15 protein-coding genes are annotated in these 16,898 nt (G+C 55.6%); 13 read left to right on the top strand and 2 right to left on the bottom strand.

The window, feature by feature from the left end; all coding sequences use genetic code 11:
- The first annotated feature begins 19 nt into the window (after nt 1–19).
- A complete protein-coding gene (locus ACWPW2_RS14205; protein WP_454123755.1) occupies nt 20–1,648 on the top strand; it encodes a class I SAM-dependent methyltransferase family protein in 1,629 nt (542 codons plus the stop codon).
- 51 nt (nt 1,649–1,699) lie between these two features.
- On the opposite strand, the gene ppx is transcribed toward ACWPW2_RS14205, so the two are convergent.
- Together ppx and rhlB are read right to left on the bottom strand one after the other, a co-directional pair.
- A complete protein-coding gene (ppx, locus tag ACWPW2_RS14200) occupies nt 1,700–3,184 on the bottom strand; it encodes an exopolyphosphatase (RefSeq protein WP_454123753.1) in 1,485 nt (494 codons plus the stop codon).
- Between the two features lie 5 nt (nt 3,185–3,189).
- A complete protein-coding gene (gene rhlB / locus ACWPW2_RS14195) occupies nt 3,190–4,461 on the bottom strand; it encodes an ATP-dependent RNA helicase RhlB (RefSeq protein WP_023479570.1) in 1,272 nt (423 codons plus the stop codon).
- A 144-nt stretch (nt 4,462–4,605) separates the two neighbouring features.
- Here rhlB and trxA point away from each other — a divergent pair, with 144 nt between their 5' ends.
- The 12 genes from trxA to wzyE all read left to right on the top strand — a co-directional run bounded on the left by trxA (nt 4,606) and on the right by wzyE (nt 16,891).
- Nucleotides 4,606–4,935 carry a thioredoxin TrxA gene (gene trxA, locus ACWPW2_RS14190; protein WP_023479590.1) on the top strand — a complete coding sequence of 110 codons (330 nt, stop codon included), beginning with the start codon at nt 4,606–4,608 and terminating at the stop codon, nt 4,933–4,935.
- Nucleotides 4,936–5,096: 161 nt separating this feature from the next.
- Entirely contained in the window at nt 5,097–5,195 is a 99-nt protein-coding gene (locus tag ACWPW2_RS14185) for a rho operon leader peptide (RefSeq protein ID WP_124971653.1), read from the top strand.
- An 87-nt stretch (nt 5,196–5,282) separates the two neighbouring features.
- Nucleotides 5,283–6,542 carry a transcription termination factor Rho gene (rho, locus tag ACWPW2_RS14180; protein WP_023479599.1) on the top strand — a complete coding sequence of 420 codons (1,260 nt, stop codon included), beginning with the start codon at nt 5,283–5,285 and terminating at the stop codon, nt 6,540–6,542.
- A gap of 241 nt (nt 6,543–6,783) precedes the next feature.
- A complete protein-coding gene (wecA, locus tag ACWPW2_RS14175) occupies nt 6,784–7,887 on the top strand; it encodes a UDP-N-acetylglucosamine--undecaprenyl-phosphate N-acetylglucosaminephosphotransferase (protein ID WP_023479557.1) in 1,104 nt (367 codons plus the stop codon).
- A 13-nt stretch (nt 7,888–7,900) separates the two neighbouring features.
- Nucleotides 7,901–8,947, top strand: coding sequence for an ECA polysaccharide chain length modulation protein (gene wzzE / locus ACWPW2_RS14170; protein ID WP_454123749.1), 1,047 nt, complete (start codon nt 7,901–7,903; stop codon nt 8,945–8,947).
- Nucleotides 8,948–9,002: 55 nt separating this feature from the next.
- On the top strand, nt 9,003–10,133 hold the full coding sequence (gene wecB, locus ACWPW2_RS14165; RefSeq protein WP_023479595.1) for a non-hydrolyzing UDP-N-acetylglucosamine 2-epimerase: 1,131 nt from the start codon (nt 9,003–9,005) through the stop codon (nt 10,131–10,133).
- The gene (gene wecC / locus ACWPW2_RS14160) at nt 10,130–11,392 is read left to right on the top strand and encodes a UDP-N-acetyl-D-mannosamine dehydrogenase (protein ID WP_454123747.1); all 1,263 of its coding nucleotides are present in this window, start codon (nt 10,130–10,132) and stop codon (nt 11,390–11,392) included. Before wecB ends, wecC begins: the two co-directional genes overlap by 4 nt.
- Nucleotides 11,393–11,401: 9 nt before the next feature.
- Nucleotides 11,402–12,079, top strand: coding sequence for a dTDP-4-amino-4,6-dideoxy-D-galactose acyltransferase (rffC, locus tag ACWPW2_RS14155; RefSeq protein ID WP_454123745.1), 678 nt, complete (start codon nt 11,402–11,404; stop codon nt 12,077–12,079).
- A 4-nt stretch (nt 12,080–12,083) separates the two neighbouring features.
- A complete protein-coding gene (rffA, locus tag ACWPW2_RS14150; RefSeq protein ID WP_454123743.1) occupies nt 12,084–13,214 on the top strand; it encodes a dTDP-4-amino-4,6-dideoxygalactose transaminase in 1,131 nt (376 codons plus the stop codon).
- Between the two features lies 1 nt (nt 13,215).
- A complete protein-coding gene (wzxE, locus tag ACWPW2_RS14145; RefSeq protein WP_454123741.1) occupies nt 13,216–14,466 on the top strand; it encodes a lipid III flippase WzxE in 1,251 nt (416 codons plus the stop codon).
- Complete coding sequence (locus ACWPW2_RS14140; RefSeq protein WP_454123739.1) at nt 14,463–15,542, top strand: TDP-N-acetylfucosamine:lipid II N-acetylfucosaminyltransferase; 1,080 nt, start codon at nt 14,463–14,465, stop codon at nt 15,540–15,542. The genes wzxE and ACWPW2_RS14140 overlap by 4 nt, the downstream gene beginning before the upstream one ends.
- Nucleotides 15,539–16,891, top strand: coding sequence for an ECA oligosaccharide polymerase (wzyE, locus tag ACWPW2_RS14135; RefSeq protein ID WP_454123737.1), 1,353 nt, complete (start codon nt 15,539–15,541; stop codon nt 16,889–16,891). The genes ACWPW2_RS14140 and wzyE overlap by 4 nt, the downstream gene beginning before the upstream one ends.
- Nucleotides 16,892–16,898: the final 7 nt, after the last annotated feature.

Below are 16,898 nucleotides of genomic sequence, written 5' to 3'. Positions count from 1 at the left end.
GATAACATGCGGAAGAGTGATGATGACGCAGACCAGCCAGATGCAGCACTTTGTCAGCCATGACAATCAGCAAATACCTTACCAGCTCTTTCCGGCGCGCTCGCAAAATGGACCTGCGGCGGCCATCGTGCTGTTGTATCACAACGTGGATCTCAAAGAGAAAATAGCCGCGCTCGGGTTGCCGGAGTGTACCTTTTTCGCTGTCGATTTTGCGCCCGGCAAACTCGATGCAGAGACGACCGATGGCTCATCGGCGCTCTCGCTACAAAGTTATTATTTTCAGCAGTTTATTGAGCATATAACCGCGCAGCACGGGCTACGAACGCAGGATGTTGCCCTGGTTGCGCACCGGGAGTGCGCCGTGATTATTGCCGCCTGGATGGTCGATTATGCCCCGGACATCCGCTCCGTTACGCTCTTCTCACCGCGGTTTTTACTGCGAAAACGCGATCTCTTATTCGAACTACTTACAAAGCCAAAGGCATGGAACACGCTGCGCGATCTGCGCTATACCAGCCAACGTATTTTTCGCAGCCTCTTTGCCTGGCCGACGCCGACGCAGCTTGTGCTCACGCAAAGCGATCGCAGAGCCGCTGCGGGTACGCTGATGACCTTTTACGCTAATCTCGGTAGCAGCACAAAAACGGTGTTAATGATGCCGGATAGCGGCTTCGGCTGCCCAGGACAGCTATGGGATAAGAGCGTGCTGGCCCAGACACGCACCTTTTTGCGGCTGCATTTCTCTCAACATCACCCGGTGCCTTCGCTATTTGATTCCTGGCAGCAGGGCGCAACATGGGAGGAGTATGAGAGGCTACGTATGCCGGAAAAAGTTCTGTTACGGCGCGGCTACTGGAGGCTGGCGAATCTTGCGCTGCGCGCCATGGGGCACTTCTCATCAGGGATTCGGCTAGGGCTGGAAACCGGCTTCGACTCCGGCGCTTCGCTGGAGTATGTCTACCAAAATCAACCGACGGGTAGAGGCGCTGCGGGCAGAGCAGTTGATCGCTACTACCTCAATACGCTTGGCTGGCGCTGTACGCGACAACGCAAACAACATGTTGAAGCGCTGATCGCGATGGCAGCGTCGCTGCTTGCGCAGCAGGATCAGACGGTGCGCCTGTTGGATATCGCTGCCGGCAAGGGGCGCTATATTCTCGATGCGATCGAAAAAATAGAGCCTCCGGTAGAACATCTTCTGCTGCGCGATTTTGATGCTGCCAACGTGGAAGAGGGGAACCGTCTCCTGCTACAGCGAGAGTTAAATGAGCGCGCGCGCTTCGAGCAGGGTGACGCTTTTTCGTCTGCCGATCTCGCGACCTTGCCTGCCGATCGTACTTTGGCGGTGGTGTCAGGGCTCTATGAGCTCTTCAGCGACAACAACCTGGTGCTGGCATCGCTCAATGGCCTCGCTAATGCGGTGAAGAAAGGGGGATATCTGGTTTATACGACCAAGCTGTGGAACCCAAAACTGGCGCTGATGGCGCGCGTATTGCCCAGCCACCAAAAAGGAGCTTTCTGGTTACTGCGTCGGCGCACCCAGCGCGAGATCGATCAGATGGTGAAGCGTGCCGGTTTTGCCAAAGTGACTCAGCGGGTAGATGGCTGGGGATTGTTCAGCGTTACGCTGGCAAAAAAGGTGAGGTAGGGTAATCGATTTATCGCCGCGAAAGGGCTTCGCGGCAATAGATTCAAGCTCTTAGCGAATAATCAGCGCCCAGTGAACGTAGCTTTGCCACTGGCTCTCCTGATCGATCAGTTCTGCGCCCAGCGGATGGCTCGCCAGCCAGCCCTGCGGCAGCGCCAGCGTGAGTTGTTCACCCTGCGCGGTGACGGAGATTTCCGGCAGCAAATCATCACGACGACGGCTGGCGAAAATAATCGCCAGCCGCAGCAAGCGGCAGAGATGCTCCGCCACGCGCGGCGGAACAGCATTTTGCTGGTGCAAAGAGGAGAGATCGACCGCATTGGTCTGGTTAAGCAGCAGCGTGGCGAGCAGCTTTTTCTGCGCGGGGGTAAAGCCCGGCAAATCGAGGTTACGCACCAGCCAGGCGGCATGAAGCGGTGCCTGCTTAAACTCAATGCTTAAGCCGATTTCGTGCAGTTCGCAGGCGACATGCAGGATTTCAGTGCTGTAAGCGTCTAAATCCCAGCTTGTCGAAACACTTTGCGCGAATCGCTCCGCCAGCATTGAGACCCGTCTCGACTGATCGATATCCACCATAAACCGGCGCTGAATGTTGCGCAGGGTACGGCTGCGAATATCCTGATCGACCGCCAGATGAAGCATGCCGTAAACCAGTCCTTCGCGCAGCGCACCGCCGGCGAGAGTCATGCTCTCAATATTCATTTCAGTGAAAATGGCGATCAGAATGGCGAGGCCGCTGGGAAAGACCAGCGCGCGCTCAAGCGTCAGCCCTTCGATCTCCAGCTCTTCAAGCCGCCCGCACTGGATCGCGCGCTGCTTAAGCTGCTGGAGTTTGGCAAGGGTGATGCGCTCATCCATGCCCTGCGCCATCATAATCTCTTGCAGCGCCTGCACGGTGCCGGACGCGCCGACACACACTTTCCAGCCGTGGCGGCGAAGCTCATCCGCGACCGGACGCAGCACTTCACGCGCCGCCTGCTCTGCGGTGTCGAAATTCTCCTGCGCCAGATGACGATCGGTGAAATAGCGCTCAAGCCAGGTGACGCAGCCCATCGACAGGCTGAACAGCGAGGTAGTTTGCGCCCCGGTGCCGGTCACAAGTTCTGTGCTTGCGCCGCCAATATCGACCACCAGGCGCTGATCCGCGCCGCCGGTAGTGTGGGCAACGCCCTGGTAAATCAGACGGGCTTCTTCTTCGCCGCTGATCACCTGTACCGGACAGCCGAGGATCTCCTGCGCTTTGTCGAGAAACTCATGCGCATTAACGGCCAGACGCAGCGTGGCGGTCGCCACCACGCGGATCTGCTGTTGCGGGATATCTTGCAGACGTTCGGAAAAGAGGCGCAGACACTGCCAGCCGCGTTCCATCGCCTCCTGAGAGAGGCGATTGTCCTGGCTCAGGCCCGCCGCGAGGCGGACTTTGCGTTTAATACGCGACAGAGTCTGGATACTGCCAGCCACCTCGCGCACAACCAGCATATGAAAACTGTTGGAACCGAGATCAATAGCTGCGTAGAGCGAGGCGGAACCGAGCATAGTAATTAACCTGAACGACGACGATTACGCGGCGCGCCACCACCACTACGGCGCGGACCATTAGCCGGGCGAGAACGCGTTAAGCGCTTCGGCGGCGGCAGCTCGCTGAGCAGCGCATCCGGGTTATATTTGCTGACCGGGATAGAGTGACCAATGTAGGTCTCAATTGCCGGCAGGTTCAGCGCGTACTCTTCGCACGCAAGGCTGATCGAGTTACCGCTGGCACCCGCGCGACCGGTACGGCCGATACGGTGAACGTAATCTTCGCAATCATCCGGCAGATCGTAGTTAAAGACGTGCGTTACAGCCGGAATGTGCAGGCCACGCGCTGCGACGTCGGTCGCAACCAGGATATCGAGATCGCCACGGGTGAACTCATCCAGGATACGCAGGCGTTTCTTCTGCGCCACGTCGCCCGTCAGCAGGCCAACGCGATGACCATCGGCGGCCAGGCTGCCCCAGATCTGTTCACAGCGGTGTTTGGTATTGGCGAAAACAATGGCGCGATCCGGCCACTCTTCTTCAATCAGGGTCTGCAGCAGACGCATTTTCTCGTCGTTAGACGGGTAGAAAAGCTCTTCTTTAATGCGGTGGCCGGTTTTCTGTTCCGGTTCCACTTCAACATATTCTGCGTTGTTCATCTGCTCGAATGCCAGTTCACGCACGCGGTAGGAGAGCGTAGCGGAGAAGAGCATATTGAGGCGCTGATCGGTTGCCGGCATACGGCGGAACAGCCAGCGGATATCTTTAATAAAGCCCAGATCGTACATGCGATCGGCTTCGTCCAGCACCACGACCTGAATCGCGCCCAGGTTAATATGGTTCTGTTTGGTGTAATCGATCATACGACCCGTGGTGCCGATAAGAATATCGACGCCGCTTTCCAGCACTTTCAGCTGTTTGTCGTAGCCATCACCGCCATAAGCCAGACCCAGCTTCAGCCCTGTCGACTGTGCCAGCGGCTCTGCATCGGCGTGAATTTGCACCGCAAGTTCACGTGTCGGCGCCATGATAATCGCGCGCGGCTGGTTAACTTTACGGTCTTCGATTGCAGGGTGAGAGAGGAGATAATGAAACGTTGACGTTAAAAACGCCATCGTTTTACCGGTACCGGTTTGCGCCTGACCTGCAACATCACGACCCGCCAGCGTCAGCGGAAGGGCGAGAGCCTGAATAGGCGTGCAATTATGAAAGCCTTTAGTTTCAAGGGCTTCTATCACTTTTGGGTGCAGGGCGAAGTCGGAAAACTTCTGTTCTGTTAAATGTGTTTTGCTCATAGTGTGGTAGAATATCAGCTTACTATTGCTTTACGAAAGCGTATCCGGTGAAATAAAGTCAACCTTTAGTTGGCTATTGTGGCATCAACACGTTGCTGTTTTATGCTACACCAACATGCCAGGCTTATTCCTGTGGAGTTATATATGAGCGATAAAATTATTCACCTGACTGACGATAGTTTTGACACGGATGTACTCAAAGCGGACGGGCTCGTGCTCGTTGATTTCTGGGCAGAGTGGTGTGGACCGTGCAAAATGATCGCCCCGATTCTGGATGAGATCGCTAATGAGTACGAAGGCAAGTTGACCATTGCGAAACTGAACATCGACCAGAACCCAGGCACCGCGCCGAAGTATGGTATCCGTGGCATCCCGACCCTGCTGCTGTTCAAAAACGGCGAAGTGGCGGCGACCAAAGTGGGCGCACTGTCCAAAGGTCAGTTGAAAGAGTTCCTGGACGCTAACCTGGCGTAATTCCAGACTCGCATCGGTGCGGCCAGCTCTCCTAAATTGCCAGGATTGCTGGACGCCCGACCCCAGCCGTGCTAATTTAGTTTTGACTTCGTTCTAAACATATCTATAGTTGTTTGAACCTTGCATTACCCCAATACTTCCCGCTGAGCATCTCAGCCGCGTTGAGAAGTAGACAGATTCCGGGCTTGTCGCTCATTCCGTCTTATCGTTTCAGTTCTGCGTACTCTCCTGTGACCAGGCACCGATTAGACATGAGTTGATGGCCGCTAACAGGCATGGATGACCCTGCCATACCATTCACAACATTAAGTTCGAGTATCACCCCGAGTTTAAGAACCCACACCATTATGAATCTTACCGAATTAAAGAATACGCCGGTTTCTGAGCTTATCACTCTCGGCGAAAATATGGGGCTGGAAAACCTGGCCCGTATGCGCAAACAGGACATCATTTTCGCCATCCTGAAGCAGCACGCAAAGAGTGGCGAAGATATCTTCGGCGACGGTGTGCTGGAGATTCTGCAGGATGGATTTGGTTTCCTCCGCTCCGCAGACAGCTCCTACCTTGCCGGTCCCGACGACATCTACGTATCCCCCAGCCAAATCCGCCGTTTCAACCTCCGCACCGGTGACACCATTTCAGGTAAGATTCGCCCACCTAAAGAAGGTGAACGTTACTTTGCACTGCTGAAAGTTAACGAGGTGAACTACGATAAACCGGAAAATGCGCGCAATAAGATTCTGTTTGAGAACTTAACGCCGCTGCATGCGAACTCTCGTCTGCGTATGGAACGCGGTAACGGCTCTACTGAAGATTTAACTGCACGCGTTCTCGATCTGGCTTCGCCGATCGGTCGTGGTCAGCGTGGTCTGATTGTGGCACCGCCGAAAGCCGGTAAAACTATGCTGTTGCAGAACATCGCGCAGAGCATCGCTTACAACCATCCTGACTGCGTGCTGATGGTGCTGCTGATTGATGAACGTCCGGAAGAAGTGACGGAAATGCAGCGCCTGGTGAAAGGAGAAGTGGTTGCGTCAACCTTCGACGAACCGGCTTCCCGCCATGTGCAGGTTGCTGAGATGGTTATTGAAAAAGCGAAACGCCTGGTTGAGCATAAGAAAGATGTCATTATCCTTCTCGACTCCATCACCCGTCTGGCGCGTGCGTACAACACCGTTGTTCCGGCTTCCGGTAAAGTGTTGACCGGTGGTGTGGATGCGAACGCCCTGCACCGTCCGAAGCGCTTCTTCGGTGCTGCGCGTAACGTGGAAGAGGGCGGTAGCCTGACCATCATCGCCACTGCGCTTATCGATACCGGTTCGAAGATGGATGAAGTGATTTACGAAGAGTTTAAAGGCACCGGTAACATGGAGCTGCACCTCTCACGTAAAATCGCGGAAAAACGCGTCTTCCCGGCGATTGATTACAACCGCTCCGGTACCCGTAAAGAAGAGCTGCTCACCACGCAGGAAGAGCTGCAGAAAATGTGGATCCTGCGCAAAATCATTCACCCGATGGGTGAGATTGACGCGATGGAGTTCCTCATCAACAAGCTGGCCATGACGAAGACCAATGATGAGTTCTTCGACATGATGAAGCGCTCTTAATTTAAATAAACCCCCGAAGCGCCACGTTTTTACGTGGCGTTTTTCATTGGTGGGCTATACGCTATATGCACTGGACCAGGCATTATCCAGAGCTGGCGGGACCGGATAGGTTATTGATCTTCAAAATATCTGCTGGTTTAAAAGAAAAAAATAATATCAGCGTAAGGCTCGCTTTCTCCTTTTATGGGCCATAGCTCTGTCGTTATACTGTTAGGATAAACATTAGCTGAGAGCATGCATTGTGAATCTACTCACTGCTTTTACTGAATTATTCAGTATTTTTTTGTTTACTATGCTTTTCTTATTTGTTGCGCGCAAAGTAGCAAAACGGATCGGTCTGGTTGACAAGCCCAACTTCCGTAAGCGTCACCAGGGATTGATACCGCTGGTTGGTGGCATCTCGGTCTATGCGGGCATCTGCTTTACCTTTGGGATCACAAATTATTATATTCCTCACGCCGCTCTCTATCTTCTTTGCGCCGGCGCGCTGGTTTTAATTGGCGCGCTGGACGATCGCTTCGACATCAGCGTTAAATTCCGTGCTTCTGTTCAGGCCCTTGTCGCCGTCGTGATGATGGTGGTCGGTAAACTCTATCTCAGCAGCCTTGGCTACATCTTCGGCTCATGGGAGATGGTGCTCGGCCCGTTCGGTTACCTGCTTACGCTCTTTGCCGTGTGGGCCGCGATCAACGCCTTTAATATGGTCGACGGTATCGACGGCTTGCTTGGCGGGCTCTCCTGCGTATCGTTTGCCGCGATTGGCTTCATTCTGTGGTTCGATGGTCAATCAAGCCTCGCGCTGTGGTGTTTCGCCATGATTGCCGCCATCTTGCCCTACATTCTGCTTAACCTGGGCGCGCTTGGGCGTCGCTACAAAGTCTTTATGGGTGATGCCGGGAGTACGCTCATCGGCTTTACCGTGATTTGGATTTTACTGGAAACTACGCAGGGCAAAACTCACCCTATTAGCCCGGTGACGGCGCTGTGGATAATCGCCATTCCGCTGATGGATATGGTGGCGATTATGTACCGTCGCCTGCGCAAAGGCATGAGTCCTTTCTCTCCCGATCGCCAACATATTCACCATCTGATCATGCGCGCTGGCTTTACCTCTCGTCAGGCATTCGTTCTCATTACGCTTGCCGCTGCGCTGCTGGCAACGATTGGCGTGACTGCGGAATATCTTCATTTGGTCCCTGAATGGGTGATGTTGGCATTATTCTTGCTAGCATTCTTTCTGTATGGCTACTGTATTAAGCGCGCATGGAAAGTGGCGCGTTTTATCAAACGGATCAAACGCAGAATGCGCCGTAGCAGAGGTCAAAAATCAACACTAACCAAGTAAAATCGGGAAAGCGATGATTCAACAAGCGTCGGAAACACCTTCAGCTGTTACGGAAAATGAACTGGATATTCGGGGTTTGTTTCGTACTTTGTGGGCAGGAAAATTTTGGATTGCTGGCGTAGCGCTGCTCTTCTCTTTGCTGGCGCTGGTCTGGACCTTTTTTGCTCCCCAGGAGTGGGGAGCCACCGCTGTTACCGACCGCCCAACCGTCAACATGCTTGGCGGTTACTACTCTCAGCAGCAATTTCTGCGCAACCTGGATGTTAAAGCGAACCTTGCGCCAGTAGAGCAAGTTTCTGTCATGGATGAGGCGTATAAAGAGTTCATCATGCAGCTTGCTGCCTGGGACACGCGTCGTGATTTCTGGTCGCAAACCGACTATTACAAGCAGCGCCGTGTCGGCAACAGCAAAGCGGATGCCGCGATGCTTGACGACCTCATCAACAATATCCAGTACACGCCAGGTGATGCCGTGCGCAACCAGAATGACAACGTCAAGCTGATCGCCGAAACCGCGCCGGACGCGAACAATCTGCTGCGTCAATACATTGCTTTCGCCAGCCAGCGCGCCGCCAGCCATCTGAATGATGAACTGAAAGGTGCATGGGCTGCGCGTACTATTCAGATGAAAGCGCAGGTGAAACGTCAGGAAGAGGTGGCGAAAGCTATCTACAAACGGCGCGTCCACAATGTTGAGCAGGCGCTGAAAATCGCTGAGCAAAACAATATCTCGCGCAATGTGACCGATATTCCGACAGATGAACTGCCGGATTCTGAACTCTTTATGCTTGGTCGCCCGATGCTGCAGGCACGTCTGGAAAACCTGCAGGCGGTGGGGCCGCAATACGATCTGGACTATGATCAAAACCGGGCGATGCTGAATACTCTCAACGTCGGCCCGACGCTGGATCCGCGTTTTCAGACCTATCGATATCTGCGTACACCGGAAGAGCCGGTGAAACGCGACAGCCCGCGTCGTGCTTTCCTGATGATTATGTGGGGAATTGTCGGTGCGTTAACCGGAGCTGGGGTGGCGTTAGCACGTCGCCGTTCGAACTAAACGCCGTCTGAGATGGGGGCGCTATGCCTCCATCCTCTAATTAAAGAGAATCGTTGTGAAAGTACTGACCGTATTCGGCACGCGACCAGAAGCCATCAAAATGGCACCGCTGGTTCATGCGCTGGCAAAGGATCCTGACTTTGAGGCAAGAGTTTGCGTCACTGCACAGCATCGGGAGATGCTCGATCAGGTGCTGAACCTCTTTTCTATTGTCCCGGATTACGATCTAAATATTATGCGTCCCGGGCAGGGGCTGACCGAAATTACCTGCGGCATCTTGCAGGGATTAAAACCCATTCTTGAAGCATTTCGTCCGGATGTCGTGCTGGTTCACGGCGATACCACTACCACTATTGCTGCAAGCCTCGCCGCGTTTTATCAACGCATACCCGTGGGGCATGTGGAGGCGGGTCTGCGCACCGGCGATCTCTCCTCACCCTGGCCGGAAGAGGCTAACCGCACGCTGACAGGTCATCTGGCAATGTACCACTTCGCGCCGACGGAGAACTCCCGGCAAAATCTACGCCGGGAAAATGTCGCCGATGAGCGCATTTTCGTCACCGGTAATACGGTGATCGATGCGCTCTTCTGGGTACGCGATAGCGTGATGAACAACCCCGCGCAATATGAGGCGCTGGCAGCCCGTTATCCTTTCCTTGATGCAAAGAAAAAGCTGGTGCTGGTTACCGGCCATCGCCGGGAGAGCTTCGGCCAGGGCTTCGAGCAGATTTGTCACGCGCTGGCAGATATTGCTGCCCGGCATGACGATGTCCAGATTGTTTATCCCGTGCACCTCAATCCTAACGTCAGCGAACCGGTAAACCGCATTCTCGGGCCGGTTGAAAATGTCTTTTTGATTGAGCCGCAGGACTATTTACCCTTCATGTGGTTGATGAACCACGCCTGGCTGATCCTGACGGACTCCGGCGGTATTCAGGAGGAGGCGCCTTCACTGGGTAAACCGGTGCTAGTGATGCGTGACACGACCGAGCGGCCAGAGGCCGTCGATGCCGGAACCGTAAAACTGGTGGGTACCGATCGCCAGCGCATCGTCGATGAGGTCACGCTCCTGCTTAATGACAATGAAGCATGGCAGACCATGAGCCGCGCGCACAACCCTTACGGGGATGGGCAGGCTTGTGGCCGAATTTTGCACGCACTTAAACACAATCAGGTAACACTATGAGCTTTACAACCATTTCCGTGATTGGCCTCGGCTACATTGGCCTGCCTACCGCAGCGGCTTTTGCTTCCCGGCAGAAGCAGGTCGTGGGGGTGGATATCAACGCGCGTGCCGTGGAGACCATTAATCGTGGTGAGATCCACATCGTTGAGCCGGAACTGGATAGCGTAGTAAAAGCGGCGGTGGAGGGCGGTTACCTGCGCGCCAGCACCACGCCTGTTGCGGCAGACGCCTACCTGATTGCGGTGCCAACACCCTTTAAGGGCGATCACGAGCCGGATATGGCCTACGTTGAAGCGGCAGCTAAATCCATTGCGCCCGTGCTGCATAAAGGCGCGCTGGTGATCCTCGAATCGACCTCGCCGGTTGGCGCGACGGAGCAGATGGCAGAGTGGCTCGCCGAGGCGCGCCCGGATCTCACCTTCCCTCAGCAGGCTGGCGAGCAGGCGGACGTGAATATCGCCTACTGCCCGGAGCGCGTGCTGCCGGGCCAGGTAATGGTCGAACTGATTAAAAATGACCGCGTGATTGGCGGCATGACACCCAAGTGTTCCGCCCGCGCCAGCGAGCTTTATAAAATCTTCCTTGAAGGCGAGTGCGTAGTGACTAACGCCCGCACCGCTGAGATGTGCAAGCTGACGGAAAACAGCTTCCGCGACGTTAACATCGCTTTTGCCAATGAACTGTCGCTGATTTGCGCCGATCAGGGGATCAACGTCTGGGAGCTGATCCGCCTGGCGAACCGCCATCCGCGCGTCAATATCCTGCAACCCGGCCCGGGCGTTGGCGGTCACTGTATCGCGGTCGATCCGTGGTTTATCGTGGCGCAGAACCCCGATCAGGCAAGGCTTATCCGTACCGCGCGTGAAGTGAACGATCACAAACCGCACTGGGTGCTGAACCAGGTGAAAGCCACGGTCGCCGATTGCCTGACCGCGACTGGCAAGCGCGCCAGCGAGGTTAAAATTGCCTGCTTCGGGCTGGCGTTTAAACCGAACATTGACGATCTGCGTGAAAGCCCGGCAATGGAGATCGCGCACGACATCGCCCAGTGGCACAGCGGCCAAACGCTGGTCGTCGAACCGAATATCGACACGCTGCCGGAGAAAATGGCCGGGCAGAGCACGCTGGTTAATACCCAGGATGCGCTGGCGCAGGCCGATGTGCTGGTGATGCTGGTCGACCATAAGCAGTTTAAAACGGTTGATGCCGCCACCATTTCGCAGCTGTGGGTCGTTGATACCAAAGGCGTCTGGCGCTAAGGATTTAGCATGGCGGTGCATGGCACGATAGATGAGCTGGCATGGGAAAGCGCCTTTTTTGGCGTGCGCAGTGGGATTATTCGTCTGAATTCTTCCGCGCCCGCGCTCACTGGCGCAGATTTTGCACAGTGGGAACGCCTGCAGGTGAAATTGCCCGCCGCGCAAACCCATCAGCTTGATGCCCTGCAACAGCAGGGTTTTCAACTGGTCGAAGGTGAAATCGATCTGCTGCTGCCGGTTGCCGCACAGGGTATCGATCCCGTCGCCACTGTGGCAGATGAAAGCGATATTCCCGCGCTGCGCCAGATGGCGGAAGAGATGTTTGTCCAGAGCCGCTTTCGTACGCCCTGGTACGCGCCTGATGCGAGCGGTCGTTTCTATGCGCAGTGGATTGAAAATGCGGTAAAGGGGCTTTTCGACCACCAGTGTCTGATCTTCCACGCGCAGGACGATGCAATTAGCGGTTTTGTCTCCCTTCGCCAGCTTAATGAGCACGAGGCGCGTATTGGCCTGCTCGGCGGACGCGGTATGGGCGAAAAACTGATGCAGGCGGCGTGCCAGTGGGCGCGAGCGCGGCAGTTAACGCATGTGCGTGTGGCGACCCAGCTTGGGAATACTGCCGCACTTAAACGATATATTCAGAGCGGCGCGAATATAGAAAGCACCGCCTTATGGCTATACAGGTAACGCTATGATCCCTTTCAATGCACCACCGGTAGTAGGAACGGAAATTGACTACATGCAGTCGGCAATGGGCAGCGGGAAATTATGCGGCGACGGCGGTTTTACCCGCCGCTGCCAGCAGTGGATGGAGCAGCGTTTTCGCAGTGCCAAAGTCCTGCTGACGCCTTCATGCACCGCATCGCTGGAGATGGCCGCGCTGCTGCTGGATATCCAGCCTGGCGATGAAGTGATCATGCCGAGCTACACCTTCGTCTCCACCGCCAACGCCTTTGTGCTGCGCGGGGCGAAGATTGTCTTCGTTGATATCCGCCCGAATACGATGAACATCGATGAGACGCGGATTGAAGCGGCAATCACCGATAAGACGCGCGCGATTGTGCCGGTGCATTACGCGGGCGTCGCCTGCGAAATGGATACCATCATGGCGATCGCGCAAAAGCATAAGCTGTTTGTGGTGGAAGATGCCGCGCAGGGCGTGATGTCGACCTACAAAGGGCGGGCATTAGGCACCATCGGCCATATTGGCTGCTTTAGTTTCCACGAAACCAAAAACTACACCGCGGGCGGTGAAGGCGGCGCGACGCTGATTAACGATCGCGCGCTGGTTGAACGCGCCGAAGTGATTCGTGAAAAGGGCACCAACCGCAGCCAGTTTTTCCGCGGGCAGGTCGATAAGTACACCTGGCGCGATATCGGCTCCAGCTATTTGATGGCCGATTTGCAGGCTGCCTACCTGTGGGCGCAGCTGGAGTCGGCCGATCGCATTAACCAGCAGCGGCTGGCCTTGTGGCAAAACTACTATGATGCGCTCTCCCCGCTGGCAAAATCCGGGCGCATTGAGCTGCCCTCGATTCCGGCAGAGTGCAGCCACAACGCGCACATGTTTTACATTAAGCTGCGCGACGAAGCGGATCGCAGCAAACTGATCGCTTTCCTGAAGGAAGCGGAGATCCTGGCGGTGTTCCACTATATTCCGCTGCATGCCTCGCCGGCCGGTGAGAAGTTCGGCACGTTTCACGGCGAAGACCGCTATACCACGCAAGAGAGTGAGCGGTTGCTTCGCCTGCCGCTCTTCTACAACCTGGCGTCGGTCAATCAGCGGACGGTGATCAGCACGCTTCTGAGCTACTTCAGCTGATATGTCACTGGCAAAAGCATCGCTCTGGACTGCCGCAAGCACGCTGGTCAAAATCGGCGCGGGCCTGCTGGTGGTCAAGCTGCTGGCGATGGCGTTCGGGCCATCCGGCGTCGGACAGGCTGGTAACTTTCGCCAGCTAATTACCGTGCTTGGCGTGCTGGCGGGCGCGGGGATTTTTAATGGCGTCACTAAGTTTGTGGCGCAGTCTCATGACGATCCAGCGCGTCTGCGCGTGGTTGTTGGCACCTCATCGGCGATGGTGCTCGGTTTCTCAACCCTGCTGGCGCTGCTGTTCCTGCTCGCCGCTGCGCCCATCAGCCAGGGGCTGTTTGGTCATACCCACTATCAGGGTCTTGTGCGTTTAGTTGCGCTGGTGCAGATGGGCATCGCCTGGGCCAACCTGCTGCTTGCAGTGATGAAGGGGTTCCGCGATGCGGCAGGAAATGCGCTGTCGCTGATTATCGGTAGCCTCATTGGCGTGCTGGCCTGGTATCTCTGTTATCGCATCGGCGGCTATCAGGGTGCGCTGCTGGGGCTGGCGCTGGTACCCGCGCTGGTGGTGATCCCGGCGATGGCGATGTTGCTGAGACGTAAAGCGATACCGTTGCGTTTCTTTAGGCCGCAGTGGGATCGTGTTTTGGCCGGCCAACTGGGTAAATTTACCCTGATGGCACTCATCACCTCGTTTACGATGCCGCTGGCTTACGTGATGATGCGAAACCAGCTTGCTGCTCATTACAGCTGGGATGATGTGGGGATCTGGCAGGGTGTAAGCACCATCTCAGATGCTTACCTGCAGTTTATTACCGCCTCGTTTAGCGTCTATCTGTTACCGACATTGTCGCGGCTGGTGACGAAGCAGGAGATTTCGCGTGAAATCGGCAGGTCATTGCGCTTTGTTCTGCCTGCCGTTGCGGCGGTAAGCCTCGGCGTCTGGCTGCTGCGCGATTTGGCAATCTGGCTGCTCTTTTCCGAGAAGTTTATCGCCATGCGCGATCTCTTCGCCTGGCAGCTGGTCGGGGATGTATTGAAAGTGGGGGCTTACGTCTTTGGCTATTTAGTCATCGCGAAGGCTTCACTGCGATTCTATATACTGGCTGAGATAAGCCAGTTTGCGCTGCTGACGCTCTTTGCGCGCTGGCTTATCCCGGCGCACGGCGCGGCGGGCGCGGCGCAGGCCTACATGGCCACCTACATTATCTATTTCGCTGTTTGTTGCGGCGTTTTTTTGATTTGGCGTAAAAAGGCATGACTGCACTGATTCACATACTGGGATCGGATATCCCACACCATAACCAAACTGTGCTGCGCTTCTTTAATGACCATCTCGCGGCATCGGGAGAGTATGCCCGCGAGTTTATGGTTGTCGGGCGCGACGAGTCGCAGCGGGCGCTCTATCCTGCGCTGACGCTGCATTTTTATCCCGACAAAAAGACGCTGGCAAAGGCGGTAATTGCCCAGGCGAAAGCGCAACGTCAGCAACGCTTCTTTTTTCATGGTCAGTTTAATTTCGATCTCTGGCTGGCACTTCTGCAAGGGGCTATCAAGCGCGAGCAATTTTACTGGCACGCCTGGGGCGCCGATCTGTATGAGGTCTCCCGCAGCCTGAAATTCCGTCTCTTCTATCCGCTGCGGCGCTTAGCGCAGCGCCGCGTGGGCCGTATCTTCGCAACCCGTGGCGATCTGGCGTGGTTTGCCGAACGTAATCCTAAAGTGCCCGGTGAATTGCTCTACTTCCCAACGCGTATGGATCCGGCGCTGAACAATATGGCGGATGAGCGCCCGCAGACGGGCAAGCTGACGATTCTGGTCGGCAACTCCGGCGATGCCAGCAATGAGCATATTGCTGCTTTGCAGGCGATCCACCGTCAGTTTGGCGATACGGTCAGTATCATTGTGCCGATGGGCTACCCGGCGAATAACGAGGCTTATATCGCGTCGGTGCGCAGCGCCGGGCTGGCGCTCTTCAGCGCTGATAACCTGCGCATCCTCGATGAGAAAATGGATTTTGATGCCTATCTCGGGCTGCTCGCGCAGTGCGATCTGGGTTACTTCATTTTTGCCCGCCAGCAGGGGATTGGCACGATGTGTCTGCTGATCCAGGCGGGCGTACCTTGTGTGCTGAACCGTGAAAACCCCTTCTGGCGCGATATGGTGGCGGAAGGCATTCCCGTCCTCTTTACCGGCGATGCGCTGGATGAGGCGGTGATCCGCGAGGCCCGCCGCCAGCTGTTAGCGGTGGATAAAAACGCCATCGCCTTTTTCAGCCCGAATTACGAAACGCTGTGGCACAAAGCGCTCCTTAACGCTGCGGGGATCAACGGATGAGCCCACTCGAATTTTGCGGACTGTTTGTTATCTGGTTGCTGGCGACGCTGTTTATCGGCACGCTCACCTGGTTCGAATTTCGCCGCGTACGTTTTAACTTTAACGTCTTCTTCTCGCTGCTCTTTTTGCTGACCTTCTTCTTTGGTTTTCCGCTGACCAGCGTGCTGGTGTTTCGCTTCAACGTTGGCGTTGCGCCGCCCGATATCCTGATGCAGACGCTGCTGGCGGCGACCTGCTTCTATGGCATCTACTATGTGACCTATAAAACGCGGCTGCGCACCTCGTCGTCGCTGACGTCGCGTCGTCCGCTCTTTACCATTAACCGGGTAGAGGCGCATCTGACGTGGGTGATCCTGATGGTCATCGCGCTGGTGAGCGTCGGCATCTTCTTTATGCACAACGGGTTTCTACTCTTCCGTCTGCACTCCTATAGCCAGATTTTCTCCAGCGAAGTCTCTGGCGTAGCGCTGAAGCGCTTCTTCTATTTCTTTATCCCGGCGATGCTGGTGGTCTACTTCCTGCGGCAGAATGCCCAGACCTGGCTCTTCTTTTTGGTCAGCACCGTGGCGTTTGGCCTGCTGACCTACATGATTGTTGGCGGTACGCGCGCCAATATCATCATTGCCTTCGCCATCTTCCTGTTTATCGGCATTATTCGCGGCTGGATCTCGTTGTGGATGCTGGCGGCGGCGGGCGTGCTCGGCATTGTTGGCATGTTCTGGCTGGCGCTGAAACGCTACGGGCTGGATGTGCGCGGCGATGAAGCGTTTTACACCTTCCTCTACCTGACGCGCGATACCTTCTCGCCGTGGGAAAACCTCGCTCTGCTGCTGCAAAACTACGACAAGATTGAGTTCCAGGGGCTGGCGCCCATTGTGCGCGACTTCTACGTCTTTATCCCAACCTGGCTGTGGCCATCGCGCCCGGGTATTGTGCTCAACACTGCGAACTACTTTACCTGGGAAGTGCTGAATAACCACTCAGGGCTGGCGATTTCACCGACGCTGATTGGCTCATTAGTGGTGATGGGCGGTGCGTGGTTTATTCCGCTGGGTGCGGCAGCGGTGGGGCTGATCATCAAATGGTTCGACTGGGTGTATAACCTGGGCAACCGGGAAACAAACCGCTACAAGGCGGCGATCCTGCACAGCTTCTGCTTTGGGGCGATCTTCAACATGATTGTGCTGGCGCGTGAAGGGCTGGATGCATTCGCCTCTCGTGTGGTCTTTTTCCTCGCCGTGTTCGCTTTCTGCCTGCTGGCGGCGAAACTGTTGTACTGGCTATTCGATAGCGCCGGGTTGATACAGCGTCGCGGTACGCGCGCGGTCAAACCGCTCTCCCAGTTGTAAAAAGGAT

It is taken from the genome of Kosakonia sp. Marseille-Q7440 (assembly GCF_965119485.1).
Note: the sequence above shows the minus strand (reverse complement) of the source record. Positions and strands in the feature narration are given on the sequence as shown.

What these genes read in the sequence shown, in the direction of transcription:
- ACWPW2_RS14140 (WP_454123739.1), top strand. Translation starts at nt 14,463, where the DNA reads ATGACTGCACTGATTCACATACTGGGATCGGATATCCCACACCATAAC.
- wzzE (WP_454123749.1), top strand. Translation starts at nt 7,901, where the DNA reads ATGATTCAACAAGCGTCGGAAACACCTTCAGCTGTTACGGAAAATGAA.
- wzxE (WP_454123741.1), top strand. Translation starts at nt 13,216, where the DNA reads ATGTCACTGGCAAAAGCATCGCTCTGGACTGCCGCAAGCACGCTGGTC.
- rho (WP_023479599.1), top strand. Translation starts at nt 5,283, where the DNA reads ATGAATCTTACCGAATTAAAGAATACGCCGGTTTCTGAGCTTATCACT.
- ppx (WP_454123753.1), bottom strand. Translation starts at nt 3,184, where the DNA reads ATGCTCGGTTCCGCCTCGCTCTACGCAGCTATTGATCTCGGTTCCAAC.
- wzyE (WP_454123737.1), top strand. Translation starts at nt 15,539, where the DNA reads ATGAGCCCACTCGAATTTTGCGGACTGTTTGTTATCTGGTTGCTGGCG.
- ACWPW2_RS14205 (WP_454123755.1), top strand. Translation starts at nt 20, where the DNA reads ATGATGACGCAGACCAGCCAGATGCAGCACTTTGTCAGCCATGACAAT.
- rffC (WP_454123745.1), top strand. Translation starts at nt 11,402, where the DNA reads ATGGCGGTGCATGGCACGATAGATGAGCTGGCATGGGAAAGCGCCTTT.
- rffA (WP_454123743.1), top strand. Translation starts at nt 12,084, where the DNA reads ATGATCCCTTTCAATGCACCACCGGTAGTAGGAACGGAAATTGACTAC.
- wecC (WP_454123747.1), top strand. Translation starts at nt 10,130, where the DNA reads ATGAGCTTTACAACCATTTCCGTGATTGGCCTCGGCTACATTGGCCTG.
- trxA (WP_023479590.1), top strand. Translation starts at nt 4,606, where the DNA reads ATGAGCGATAAAATTATTCACCTGACTGACGATAGTTTTGACACGGAT.
- rhlB (WP_023479570.1), bottom strand. Translation starts at nt 4,461, where the DNA reads ATGAGCAAAACACATTTAACAGAACAGAAGTTTTCCGACTTCGCCCTG.